The sequence below is a fragment of the Methylobacterium sp. CCH7-A2 genome, from assembly GCF_001557075.1.
Classification (GTDB): domain Bacteria; phylum Pseudomonadota; class Alphaproteobacteria; order Rhizobiales; family Beijerinckiaceae; genus Allobosea; species Allobosea massiliensis.
The window spans coordinates 36,388-48,528 of the sequence record NZ_LSKN01000088.1 but is presented as its reverse complement, the minus strand read 5'-3'; the positions used below and the strand labels follow the sequence as shown (position 1 = coordinate 48,528).

The following is a 12,141-nucleotide window of genomic DNA, read 5'->3' as shown; positions in this document are numbered from 1 at the left end:
ACGGCCTCGCGCCGGATATGGTTGCGCTGGTCGGCTCCCGCCAGAGCCGGCGCGGCGTTCAGGCCGCCAGCGGTTTGAAGGCGAGATAGGCCGCGGCGATCGCTCCGGCGATCCCGGCGAGAAACAGCACGAGCTTGAGCTGCGTCATCCGGCTCGCAAAAGCGACGTCGCCGGCCTCGACCTTGGGATATTTGTCGAGCAGGCGGGCGACGGCCAGGTTTTCGGCCACGTCGCAGAGCCCACCGAGCAGCCAGCCGCCGCCGCAGAGCGCCGCCACCCACGAGGGCTGCCCCCGCACGACGAGCCCCGCGATCAGCATCGCGCCGACGATGGCATAGGTGAAGGCGAAGGCGACATCGGCCGGCAGCACCCGGTTGCGATACCGGGCGCGGTGCGTCTCGCCATAGAGGGCAAAGAGCTTCTCGACGTCTTCGGCATTGTAGCCGTTCCAGTCGTTCTCCAGCATGCGCGGCACGCCCTGGCGGCTGGACCAGATGCCCGCGGCCCAGAACAGCACCATCACCAGGACCGGCCCCCAGACGAAGAAGGCGAGCGGGACGGTCTCGGGATAGAAGGCAATGCTGTCGATCATCAGACGTCGGCTCTCGCGGAGGATGGGCGGTCGTGCCGCACGGTAGCGGGCGGCCCTGCAGGCGCCAAGCGGTATGACGCCAAGCCTAGACGCCTGTGGGGCGCCGCGGTTCCCCTCACCCGAGCGGCAGGATCTCCTGCTCGATCGCTCCGAAGATGGAATGGCCCGCAGCGTCCTTCATCTCGACGCGGACGGTGTCGCCGAAACGCAGCGACTGGACCTGCGGCAGCGGCGCAGACCAGGCGATGATCGTTCCCGCCTCGAGCGGATACGGCCCGGCCGCTTGTGCGATCGAGGCCTGCGCATCGGCGGGGCCGGCCACCGCGCCATGCTGCAGCGGCTGCTGATTGATCCGGCAGAGCAGCGGCCGGTCGATGCGGCCCTCGTGCCAGGCGGGACCGATCTCGTCGGGCGTGACGGCGACGGGCGAGAAGCTGAAGCTCACCTCGCCGGCCGGGCCTGCGGCTCCGGCAGAGGGGTCCCTCGTCTCCAGCACGCGGCAGGTCAGCATCACCAGCCGGATCGGCGCAGCGTCTGGCGCGGCCCGGCCGCTTCCCTCACCCGCGATGACGGCCAGCCCCGGCTCGGCGACGAGTCCGGCGGCTTCGTCGCGGGCCCTCACCGGATGGCGCGGCCCCAGCGCGCCGGCCGAGCGAGCCGGTGCGACGCCGCCGGCAGCACCGCTTGCGACGAAGCGACCGAAGGCGCGCGGCAGCGGCGCGGCGCAGTCATGCTCGTGGAAGCGGAAGGAGGGCACCGAGCCATGCTCGAGGGCCTCCGCCAGATCCCCCAGGCGGGGGGCGTGGCGGTCCCAATCGTCGAGCGCGGCCTGCAAAGTCGGCACGACGGGAAAGGCGTCGGTGGCGCGGGTGAGATCGCGCGAGACGACGACGAGGCGGCCATCCCGACCATGCATGAGCGAAGCGAGTTTCATGTCTTTCCAATCCGCGCGCGACACGCCAATAAGAGTTCAACAAGCCCGTGGGAGGATCACCTTATGAAACGCCGCGACTTTTTGAAAACCGGCGCTCTCGCCGCCGCCGCGACCCCGGTCGCGATGCCCGCGGTGGCGCAGTCGCAGCCCGAGGTGCGGTGGCGGCTGACCTCGAGCTTCCCGAAGTCGCTCGACACGATCTTCGGCACGGCGCAGCAATTCGCGAAGCTGGTCAGCGAGGCGACCGACGGCAAGTTCCAGATCCAGGTCTTCGCGCCCGGCGAGATCGTTCCCGGCCTGCAGGCGCTCGACGCCGTCTCCTCCGGCACGGTCGAATGCGCCCATTCGCCGACCTATTTCTACATCGGCAAGGATCCGACGCTCGGGCTCGGCACCGGCATCCCCTTCGGCCTGAACGCCCGCCAGCAGCACAGCTGGTGGTATTTCGGCGGGGGCGAGCAGATCGTCAACGGCGTGCTCGACCGCTTCAACGCCTATTCGATCCCCTGCGGCAATTCCGGCTGCCAGATGGGCGGCTTCTTCCGCAACGAGCTGAAGGGCGTCGACGATCTCAAGGGGCTGAAGTTCCGCATCGGCGGCATGGGCGGCGCGGTGCTCGCCAAGCTCGGCGTGGTGCCGACGCAGATCGCGCCGGGCGACGTCTATCCGGCGCTGGAGCGCGGCACGATCGACGCGGCCGAATTCGTCGGCCCCTATGACGACGAGAAGCTCGGCTTCATCCGCGTCGCGAAATACTACTACTATCCCGGCTGGTGGGAGGGCGGCGCGATGCTGCACCTGATCATCGGCAAGGAGGCCTGGGCCAAGCTGCCCAAGCACTATCAGGCGATCGTCCAGCAAGCTTGCGAAGCGGCCAACAACTGGATGCTCGGCAAATATGACTTCGTGAATCCAGGCGGCCTGCGCCGGCTCGTGGCGCAGGGCGCGCAGCTGCGCCCCTTCCCGCTGCCGGTGATGGAAGCGGCGCTGAAGGCGGCGGAGGAATACTACGCCGAGACCTCGGCCAAGAGCGCCGACTTCAAGGCCGGCTACGATTCCATGGTCGCCTTCCGCGGCGAGAACCTGCTCTGGTGGCAGGTGGCGGAACTGTCCTTCGACAGCTTCATGAACCGGCTGAAGGCGCGCTGAGCGTCCGGCTGAGGGAGGCTTGCGCCGAACCATGACGACCAAGCCCCCCTCTCCCCAGCCGGAAGCGCCGCTCCGGCTGGAACAGTTCCTGCCCTATCGCCTCAATGTCGTGGCCTTCCATTCGGCCCGGGCGCTGGGGCGGATCTACGACGCGCAGTTCGGCATCGGCATTCCCGAATGGCGGGTGGTGGCGCAGCTCGGCGAGTTCGGGCGACTGACCTCGCGCGACATCGGCGAGCTGGCTCAGATGCACAAGACGAAGGTCTCGCGCGCCGTCTCGGAGCTGGAGAAGCGCGGGCTCGTCTCGCGGGCGGAAAACCGTCAGGACCGGCGCGAATCCTTCGTCGCGCTGACCGCGGCGGGCGAGCGCATCTACGCCCAGATCGTGCCGCTGGCGCTCGCCTTCCAGGCGCGCTGGACCGAGGGCATCGCGCCGGCGGAACTGCAGGTCTTCGAGCGCGTGCTCTCGACCCTGACCGAGCGCAGCCGCCACCTCGCCGGCAGCTATCGCGACGACGAGGGCTGACGCTCAGAAAAACCGCGCGAGATTGCGGCGGATGCGCTCCAGCGGCGGTTCGCCGGCCGGCGGCGGATCGAAGGTCTGTCCCGTGATCGTCTCATAGGCGCGCACATAGACGGCCGTGGTCTGCGCGATCAGTTCGGCCGGGATCGGCGGCAACTCTTCCTTATAGGGATCGCAGCGGGCGACGACCCAGTTGCGAACGAAGTCCTTGTCGAAGGAGTCCGGCTTCTCGCCGGCGGCGAACCGTGCGGCGTAGCTGCCCGCCATCCAGTAGCGGCTGGAGTCGGGGGTGTGGATCTCGTCGGCGAGCAGGATGGTGCCGTCGGCGTCGGTGCCGAACTCGTATTTGGTATCGGCGAGGATCAGGCCGCGCTCGGCGGCGAGCGCCTGGCCGCGAGCGAAGAGCGCCAGCGCATAGCGGCTGACGGTGTCCCATTGCTCGCGGGTCAGCAGCCCTTCCTCCAGGATCTGCGCGGCCGAGAGCGGCTCGTCATGGCCGCCGTCGAAGGCCTTGCTGGTCGGGGTGATGATCGCCTCGGGCAGGCGCTCATTGTCGCGCAACCCGTCCGGCAGCGTGACTCCGTACATCGCGCGCTGGCCCTGCTTGTACAGGGTCAGGATCGAGGTGCCGGTGGTGCCGGCGAGATAGCCGCGCACCACGATCTCGACGGGGAGGATGTCGAGCCGCTTGCCGACCACGACGTTCGGATCGGGATATTCGAGGACATGGTTGGGGCAGATGTCGACGGTCTGCTCGAACCAGTGACGCGCCGTCTGCGTGAGGACCTGACCCTTGTGCGGGATGGCGGCAATGGCGCGGTCGAAGGCGCTCAGCCGGTCGGTCGAGATCAGGATGCGGCGCCCGTCGGGGAGATCGTAGTTCTCGCGGACCTTGCCGCGATAATAGTTCGGCAGTTCGGGGATGAAGGCAGCTTCCAGCGCCAGAGGTTCGGTCATGTCGTCATCGCCCGGTCGTGGCGCCGCGCGACAGGCGCGGACGGCTCGCCAGCCTTCTAGACAGTCCGCGGGCGGGCGCCAACCGCTTCCGCCATCGTCGGGGCGCGATTGCTCGGCGGCGGCGGATATGGCATTCGGGCGAGCGTCGGCCGCATCTCCGGCGGCGGCGCTCCATAGTTCCGTCGCGTTTGGCGGCTGTTGTGCTCCGGCGAGCCCGCCAGCCCTGGACAAGGGCCGTCTGGCATTCGAGACCGACAAGCAGGTGACGTGATCCGACCCGCGATGCTCTTCAGACGCCTTCGACTGCGTTCCCCCGGCCGCTTCGGTGCGGCTCTGCTCGCGCTCGCGCTGACCGGCGGCGCGGCGGCGGCGCAGTCGCCGGCCTGCAATGCATGGCGCTCGGAACTCGCCAGCCTGCAGGGCCAGCGCGGCGGCGGGGATCCCCGAGCCGCGCAGATGGCGCAGCGCGTCGGCGCCCAGCTCGCCCAGGCGACGAACCAGTATCGCGCCATGGGTTGCGAGCGCGGCGGATTCACTTTCTTCGGCGAAGGCCCGCCGCGCGAATGCGGGGGCTTGCGCGCGCAGATCGGCCAGTTGCAGGCACAGTATGCCAATCTGCAGCAGATGGCGCAGGGTGGCGCCCTCGAGCAGCGCCGCGCGCAGCTCGTCGCGGCGATCAACGCCAATTGCCGGGCGCCGCAGCAGCGCGGCTTCTTCGAGACGATCTTCGGGCTCGAGCCGCGCCGGGGCGAAATCGATTCGACCCTGCCAGAGCTCGATCCCGAGCAGCCGCTGGAGCCGGAAAAGCCACGCCTCGGCGGCCCGCAGACCGTCTGCGTGCGGACCTGCGACGGCTATTTCTTCCCGCTCGCGAACAATCCGGGCGGCCGCGACAGCGGCGACGAGATGTGCCAGGCGCTCTGCCCCGGCACCGAGACCCTCGCCTATGGCATGACCAATGGCGGCGAGATTCAGAACGCGGTCGCCCGCTCCACCGGCCAGCCCTATGCGTCGCTGCCGAATGCGGGCAAATACCAGCGCAGCTTCGATGCCGCCTGCACCTGCCGGGCGCCGGGCCAGAGCTGGGCACAGGCGCTGCGCAACGCCGAATACCTTCTCGACAAGCGCAAGGGCGACGTCATCGTCACCGAGCAGCGCGCCGCCGAGCTGTCGCGCCCTAGGGAGGCCAAGCCCGATCCCAGGCGCCGCAATGCACAGCCCGCACCGCAGCCGGCCGCCGTCGAGATCCCCGACGAGAAGCCGATGCCGTCGGAGAACTCGCCGACCGCCGGCACGGAATCGGCCGGTGTCGGCCCGCAATCCGTGGGAGAGCGGGTGCTGGACAAGGGCGACGGGCTCAAGCGCGAGACGCAGAGCGTGACCGGCGAGCGCCGCACCGTGCGGATCGTCGCGCCGAACCTCGCACCCAATCTCGGGAATGCGACAATCCGTCCCTGACGACGGGGCGATCATGCGTCTTGCGCAGTTCGGGGGCGCATCAATCACTTGAATATCCCGTGGACGCATGACGGTGACGGCGCAATAGAGGGCTGACGCCCCCCTCATCGGGCGAGCCGTCCGGAACCGCCTGCCGACTGCATCCTGTCGTCGTCGAAGGCAGCCTTGGCGGCTCCCGCCGGAGATCGCCATGTCCAACCTCGCGACATCCCAGCCGCACCCGCGCCCCATCGAGTTCGCCGACGCCAGACGACGCCTCAAGGCCATCTTCGTCGGATCCGTCGGCAATCTCGTCGAATGGTACGATTTCTACGCCTATACGGCCTTCTCGCTCTATTTCGCGCCGGCCTTCTTCCCCTCCAGCGACCCGGTGGTGCAGCAGCTCAATGCGGCGACGCTGTTCGCCGCTGGCTTCATCGTGCGCCCGCTGGGCGGCTGGCTGTTCGGCCATCTGGCGGATCGCTACGGGCGGCGCCTTTCGCTGACGGTCTCCGTGCTGATGATGTGCTTCGGCTCGCTGATCATCGCGCTGACGCCGACCTATGCGACGATCGGCTTTGCCGCGCCTTCCCTGCTGGCGCTCGCGCGCATCATCGAAGGCCTGAGCCTCGGCGGCGAATACGGGGCCAGCGCGACCTATCTCTCCGAGATCGCCGATCCCGAGCATCGCGGCTTCTATTCGAGCTTCCAGTACGTCACGCTGATCGGCGGGCAGCTCACCGCGATCCTGGTACTGCTGCTGCTCCAGAACGTCTTCCTGACGCATGAGCAGCTCGTCGCCTGGGGCTGGCGCATCCCCTTCGTGATCGGGGCGCTGCTCGCCGTCACGGCGATGTTGATGCGCCGCCACATGCACGAAACGGAGTCCTTCACGGAAGCCAACAAAAGCCCGGTGAAGCGCGAGAGCTCGATCCGCGGCCTGCTGCGCTACCCGCGAGAGATCGCGATCGTCGTCGGGCTGACCGCCGGCGGCACCGCGGCCTTCTACACCTTCACCACCTATATGCAGACCTTCGTGCGCCAGACGGCCGGCTTCTCCGACATCACCACGACCTATGTCATCGCCGGTTCGCTGATCTTCGCCGCGATCCTGCAGCCGATCTATGGCGCGATCTCCGACCGGATCGGCCGCAAGCCGCTGCTGATCTTCTTCGGCGTCGCGGGAACGCTCCTGACCGTGCCGCTGCTGACGACGCTGGCGGGCACCAAATCGCCCTGGGTCGCCTTCCTGCTGATCTCCGGCGCCTGGGTCTTCGTGGCCGGCTACACCTCGATCAATGCGGTGGTGAAGGCCGAGCTGTTCCCGACCGCGATCCGGGCGACCGGCGTCGCCGTGCCCTATGCCCTGACGGTCTCGATCTTCGGGGGCACCGCGCCGGCGATCGCGCTGTTCTTCAAGCAGCAGGGCCACGAGCAGTGGTTCTACTACTATCTGGCGGGCGTGATTTTCGTCTCGCTGCTGGTCTATTCGACGATGCGCGACACCAAGCATCAGTCGGCGATGCACCGGCACGATTGAGCTGTCATTCCGGGGCGGGCCGTCAGGCCCGAACCCGGAACCCACGACCGGGTGACACGCGTCCGACGACCGGCATAGGGCTCACAACGTCATGGGTTCCGGGTTCGAGCGCTGCGCGCTCGCCCCGGAATGACAGTCCTTCAGGCGCTCTCGCCCCTGAGCCGCCGCAGCGCCTTGTCCCGCCCGATCAGCGGCAGCAGCGCCGCCAGCTCCGGGCCATGGTCCTGCGCGGTCAGGGCCTGGCGCAGGGGCATGAACAGCGCCTTGCCCTTGGCGCCGGTCGCGGCCGCGACCGCGCCGGTCCAGCTCTTCCACGTCGTCGCGTCGAAGGGCTCGGGCGGCAGCAAGGCGGCTGCGGTCGCGGCGAAGTCCGCATCGGCGATCACCGGCCTGATCGGCCCGCGCACGACATCGTCCCAGAGGCGGGCTTCGTCGAGCTTGCCGAGATTGCCGCGGATCGCGAGCCAGAAGCGTTCGCTGGTATCGACGCCCATCTCGGCCAGACGGAACGCCACGGCGTCATAGGGCAGCTGATGCAGGGTGCGGGCGCTGAGCGTGTCGAGGTCGTGCTCGTCGAACTTGGCCGGGGCGCGCGAGACATGGGCGAGATCGACCAGCCCCGCCAGTTCGTCGAGACTCGCCACCGGACGCACGGCATCCGAGGAGCCGGTCAGGGTGGCCAGCGCTGCCACCGCCAGCGGCTCGACGCCGGCCTCGCGCAGGCCGCGCAGCGAGAGATGGCCGAGGCGCTTGGACAATCCCTCGCCGCTCGCCGTGGTGAGGAGGTTGTGGTGGCCGAAGGACGGCAGCGCCGCGCCCAGCGCCTGGAAGATCTGGATGTGGACCGCCGTATTGGTGACGTGATCCTCGCCGCGGATGATGTGGGTCACGCCGGTCGCGGCGTCGTCCACCACAGAGGGCAGATGGTAGAGATAGCTGCCGTCCTCGCGGATCAGCACCTGGTCGGAGAGCGAGGCGCAGTCGACATGGGCGTCGCCGCGGATCAGGTCGGTCCAGGCGACGACGCGCGGCTCGAGCAGGAAGCGCCAGTGCGGCCGGCGGCCTTCCGCCTCGAGCTTCGCCCGGTCCTCGGCGGTGAGCTTCAGCGCGGCGCGGTCGTAGATCGGCGGCAGGCCGCGGGCGAGCTGGCGCTTGCGGCGCCGGTCGAGCTCGTCGGCGGTCTCATAGCAGGGGTAGAGCCGGCCCGCGGCGCGCAGATCCTCGGCGGCAGCGTCGTAGAGCGACAGCCGCTGCGACTGGCTGATGACGAGATCGGGCGTGATGCCGAGCCAGGCGAGGTCCTCCGCGATGGCGGCGGCATATTCCGGCTTCGAGCGCGCGAGATCGGTGTCGTCGTAACGCAGCATGAAGCGCCCGCCGTGGCGGCGGGCATAAAGCCCGTTGAACAGGGCGGAGCGCGCATTGCCGATATGGAGATAGCCCGTCGGCGAGGGCGCGAAGCGCAGGAGCGGCGGGCGGGACGGCGCGGAGCTGGTCATGGCGGCGCTTATGGCGCTTTTGGCCGGCAGCGACAATCGTCCCCGGCGTCATGTGCAGAAAGCATGCTGCGACGCAGCCCGGCCTATTGCGATGCAACATGATCCGTGGCTGAATGATGGCATTCGAACGGACCCGGTGAAAATCCGGGTGGCTCTTCCGGCCGCCGATCCGCCGGACAACCCAACTGCCGATCCAGCTGAAGCCTGCGCGCGTCGCGGGCTCCGATCGCTCATGGGTTCCCTATGACCAGACTCTCCGCCTATCGCCGCGAATGGTTCTCCAACATCCGGGGGGACATTCTCTCGGGCGTCGTCGTGGCGCTCGCGCTGATCCCCGAGGCGATCGGCTTCTCGGTGATCGCCGGCGTCGACCCCAAGGTCGGGCTCTTCGCCTCCTTCGCCATCGCCTGCGTGTCGGCCTTCGCCGGCGGGCGGCCGGGCATGATTTCGGCGGCAACCGCCGCCACCGCGGTGCTGATGGTCACGCTGGTGAAGGAACACGGCCTGCCCTATCTCTTCGCCGCGACGATCCTGATGGGTCTGATCCAGCTTGGGGCCGGCGCGCTCCGGCTCGGGCGCCTGATGAGCTTCGTCTCGCGATCGGTCATCACCGGCTTCGTCAACGCGCTCGCCATCCTGATCTTCATGGCGCAGCTGCCGGAGCTGATCGGCGTGCCGTCGCTGACCTATGCGATGATCGCAGGCGGCCTCGCGATCATCTACCTCTTCCCCTATCTGACGAAAGCCATCCCCTCCCCGCTCGTCGCCATCGTCGTCCTGACCGCTCTCGCCTGGGGGCTGGGGCTCGATCTGCGCACCGTCGGCGATCTCGGGGAACTGCCCTCGACGCTGCCGGTCTTCGCGCTGCCGCAGGTGCCGCTGACTTTCGAGACGCTGCGGATCATCTTTCCCTATTCGGTCGCGCTGGCGGCGGTGGGGCTCCTGGAGTCCCTGCTGACGGCGCAGATCGTCGACGACATGACCGCGACGACCAGCAACAAGAGCCAGGAATGCTACGGCCAGGGCGCCAGCAACATCGCCTCGGCGCTGATCGGCGGCATGGGCGGCTGCGCCATGATCGGCCAGTCGGTGATCAACGTGACCTCGGGCGGGCGCGGCCGGCTCTCGACGTTCGTGGCCGGGGCCTTCCTGCTCTTCCTGATCCTCGTGCTCGACGATCTCGTCCGGATCATCCCCATGGCCGCCCTGGTCGCGGTGATGATCATGGTCTCGATCGGCACGTTCTCCTGGCGCTCGATCCTCGATCTGCGGACCAATCCCCTTCCTTCCTCGATCGTCATGCTGGCGACGGTGACGACCGTGGTGGCGACACATGACCTCGCCAAGGGCGTCCTCGTCGGCGTGCTGCTCTCGGGCGTGTTCTTCGCCGGCAAGGTCGCGCGCCTCGTCGCCGTCGAGAAGCGCGACAGCGCAGACGGCACGGCTGTGACCTATGTGGTGCGCGGCCAGATCTTTTTTGCGTCGGTCGAGAGCTTCCTGCGCGGTTTCTCCTTCGAGGAGCGCCCGGCGCAGGTGACGATCGACCTGACCCATGCCCATTTCTGGGACATTTCGGCGATCGGCGCGCTCGACAAGGTGGTGCTGCGCCTGCGCAAGAACGGCGCGGAGGTCGAGGTGCTCGGCCTCAACGAGGCCAGCGCGACGATGGTCGACCGCTTCGGGAGGCACGACAAGGGCGACGCCGGCCCGGCTGCCGTCCACTGAAGCCCGGGCGCGCCGGCCTCAGAAATCGATGCTGTCGCCGCCGCTGCGGCCGACGCCCTTCACCAGCGCCTCATCGGGACGATGGGCTGGCTCTCCGTCATCGACGAAGCCGTGGCGCACCGGCCATGCCTCTTGCTGATCGATCAGCCTGATCGACGGTGGCGCCCGCCGGGCGACGGCGGCTGCGGCCCGGGCCTCCTGCTGGAGCGCCATCACGGCGGAGGCCTCATGGCCGGCCGCGACGATATCGGACACACGCTCTCCCGCCGCGAGCGCGCCCAGGACGGCCTCCCGGCGCAGCGCCTGGGGGCTCTGGGGCACAGCGCCCATCGACAGGCTGTCGGGCCCGAGCGCCTCCGCGGGTTTCCAGCGGCGGCGCAGATCCAGCAGGCGCGTGATCTCGGTATGCGACAGATCGCCGACGGGATTGAGGTCGCCGATCGCCTCCAGCCCACAGGTGGCATGGCGAGCCGCCGGCGCGAGCAGGCAGCGGCCCATGCCCCGCGCCAGGGCGGAGAGCAAGGCCGTGCGGGCCGCTGTCGTCGCGTCTCGTGGTCCGGGCAGGCCGGCGGCCGTCAGCGCCTCGGCGACCGCCCCTGCCACTTCGGAGACGGGGATCGCCCTCAGGGAAACACCCAGCGCAGCGGCGGCGGCCTCAGCCTCGGTCGCGGCCAATCCCCCAGGGTTCCCGCCAGCCAGTCGGACCGCCGCGACCCGCTCCGGCCCCAGCGCATCCACAGCCAGCGCCGAACCGAGAAGGCTTGCCTCGTCGTTGAATTCGACGAGAACGCCCGTCTCAGGCGCAAGCCGGAGATGCTCGCGCAGGCCGAGCATGCAGGCGGCATAATCCGCCTCGTCGCCGGCCTCCAGCGGGATCGCCTCGCCGGGTTCGCAGACCCAGACGCCGCCGCGACGGGTCCATCGGGTGACGGTGAGCGCGTCGCGGAAGGCGGGCAGTTGATGCGTCAGGCTGCGGTCGGCGGCGAGCACGAAGGAGGCGCCGTCGCAGATGCCCTCTTCACCGCCGCCGACGGCATTCAGCCAGACTAGCGGAAGGCCTGTCTCGACGACCCGCGCGACGGAGCGGTTGAGACGGTGGTCGGTGCCGCCCCGCCGGTAGACCGCGGCGGCGGAAGACAGCAGCAGCTCGGCCCCCGTCTCGGCGAGGCATTCCGGGACCTCCTCATCCGCAAGATCGTCGCCGGAAACGAGGCCCAGGCGCAGCAGGCCCCGGAATGGCACCGGTCCGGGCAGAGGCCCCGGCTCGAAGGGTGCGGATACAGAGCCGCCGACCGCCACTTGAAAGCGCACGGCCTGAATAAGGCCGCCATCGAGCAGCGCCTGAGCCGCGTAGAGGGAAGCGTCCTCGCGCCAGGGCAAGCCGAGCAACAGCGCCGGCCCGCCATCAGCGGTCTCGCGCGCCAGATCCTCGCAGGCCCGCCGGCAGGCATCGAGAAAGGCCGGCCGCCGCAGCAGAGCCGCCGAGGACGTCCCGGCCAAGGCGGCGGCCGGAAACAGGACCAGATCCGCTCCAGCTGTCGCCGCCCTCGCCCGTGCGGCACGGATCATCGCGACATTGCCTGCCACATCTCCGGGGAGCGGACTCGTCTGCGCGAGGGCGAGGCGGAAGGAGCGTTCGGTCATGGCGGGGGCTGTAGCGCGACCGCTTCGGCCCGGCAATCGCGTGCCACAGGGCCTGACGGGGCTGCGCTTAACCTCGCGTTAGGGTTAAGCGCGCATGAATCGGGTACGTGCCGCTCCTGCAAGACTGCCGGCCGTCGTTCG

Annotated in this window: 10 protein-coding genes and 1 other annotated feature; of the genes, 5 read left to right on the top strand and 5 right to left on the bottom strand. The window is 69.1% G+C overall.

The features are described from left to right. Nucleotides 1-58: 58 nt before the first annotated feature. Together AX750_RS06890 and AX750_RS06885 are read right to left on the bottom strand one after the other, a co-directional pair. Nucleotides 59-592 carry a hypothetical protein gene (locus tag AX750_RS06890; protein ID WP_066725177.1) on the bottom strand — a complete coding sequence of 178 codons (534 nt, stop codon included), beginning with the start codon at nucleotides 590-592 and terminating at the stop codon, nucleotides 59-61. Between the two features lie 115 nt (nucleotides 593-707). Further along, entirely contained in the window at nucleotides 708-1,526 is an 819-nt protein-coding gene (locus AX750_RS06885; protein ID WP_066725174.1) for a fumarylacetoacetate hydrolase family protein, read from the bottom strand. A 63-nt stretch (nucleotides 1,527-1,589) separates the two neighbouring features. On the opposite strand from AX750_RS06885, the gene dctP reads away from it, so the two are divergent. Next, nucleotides 1,590-2,675 carry a TRAP transporter substrate-binding protein DctP gene (gene dctP, locus AX750_RS06880; protein WP_066725171.1) on the top strand — a complete coding sequence of 362 codons (1,086 nt, stop codon included), beginning with the start codon at nucleotides 1,590-1,592 and terminating at the stop codon, nucleotides 2,673-2,675. Between the two features lie 31 nt (nucleotides 2,676-2,706). Further along, nucleotides 2,707-3,201: a MarR family winged helix-turn-helix transcriptional regulator gene (locus tag AX750_RS06875; protein ID WP_066725168.1), complete on the top strand. Its 495-nt coding sequence runs from the start codon at nucleotides 2,707-2,709 to the stop codon at nucleotides 3,199-3,201. 3 nt (nucleotides 3,202-3,204) lie between these two features. Here AX750_RS06875 and AX750_RS06870 read toward each other — a convergent pair whose 3' ends face one another. Further along, nucleotides 3,205-4,155 (bottom strand): phosphoribosylaminoimidazolesuccinocarboxamide synthase, encoded by a 951-nt coding sequence (locus AX750_RS06870; protein WP_066725164.1) that lies wholly within the window; start codon nucleotides 4,153-4,155, stop codon nucleotides 3,205-3,207. Nucleotides 4,156-4,437: 282 nt separating this feature from the next. Between AX750_RS06870 and AX750_RS06865 the strand changes: the two genes are divergently transcribed. Then, nucleotides 4,438-5,613 carry a DUF2865 domain-containing protein gene (locus tag AX750_RS06865; RefSeq protein WP_066725161.1) on the top strand — a complete coding sequence of 392 codons (1,176 nt, stop codon included), beginning with the start codon at nucleotides 4,438-4,440 and terminating at the stop codon, nucleotides 5,611-5,613. A 190-nt stretch (nucleotides 5,614-5,803) separates the two neighbouring features. Then, nucleotides 5,804-7,132 (top strand): MFS transporter, encoded by a 1,329-nt coding sequence (locus AX750_RS06860; RefSeq protein WP_066725158.1) that lies wholly within the window; start codon nucleotides 5,804-5,806, stop codon nucleotides 7,130-7,132. A 140-nt stretch (nucleotides 7,133-7,272) separates the two neighbouring features. Here the strand turns inward: AX750_RS06860 and gltX are convergent, their stop codons facing one another. After that, nucleotides 7,273-8,631, bottom strand: coding sequence for a glutamate--tRNA ligase (gltX, locus tag AX750_RS06855; protein ID WP_066725328.1), 1,359 nt, complete (start codon nucleotides 8,629-8,631; stop codon nucleotides 7,273-7,275). Between the two features lie 126 nt (nucleotides 8,632-8,757). Next, nucleotides 8,758-8,813: a sequence feature (sul1 is cis-regulatory element that is thought to sense ions involved in sulfur or methionine metabolism; They are found in Alphaproteobacteria), on the top strand. Between the two features lie 61 nt (nucleotides 8,814-8,874). Between gltX and AX750_RS06850 the strand changes: the two genes are divergently transcribed. Beyond that, complete coding sequence (locus AX750_RS06850) at nucleotides 8,875-10,356, top strand: SulP family inorganic anion transporter (RefSeq protein WP_066725155.1); 1,482 nt, start codon at nucleotides 8,875-8,877, stop codon at nucleotides 10,354-10,356. An 18-nt stretch (nucleotides 10,357-10,374) separates the two neighbouring features. Here AX750_RS06850 and AX750_RS06845 read toward each other — a convergent pair whose 3' ends face one another. Further along, nucleotides 10,375-12,000 carry a nitrilase-related carbon-nitrogen hydrolase gene (locus tag AX750_RS06845; RefSeq protein ID WP_066725152.1) on the bottom strand — a complete coding sequence of 542 codons (1,626 nt, stop codon included), beginning with the start codon at nucleotides 11,998-12,000 and terminating at the stop codon, nucleotides 10,375-10,377. Between the last annotated feature and the right edge of the window lie 141 nt (nucleotides 12,001-12,141).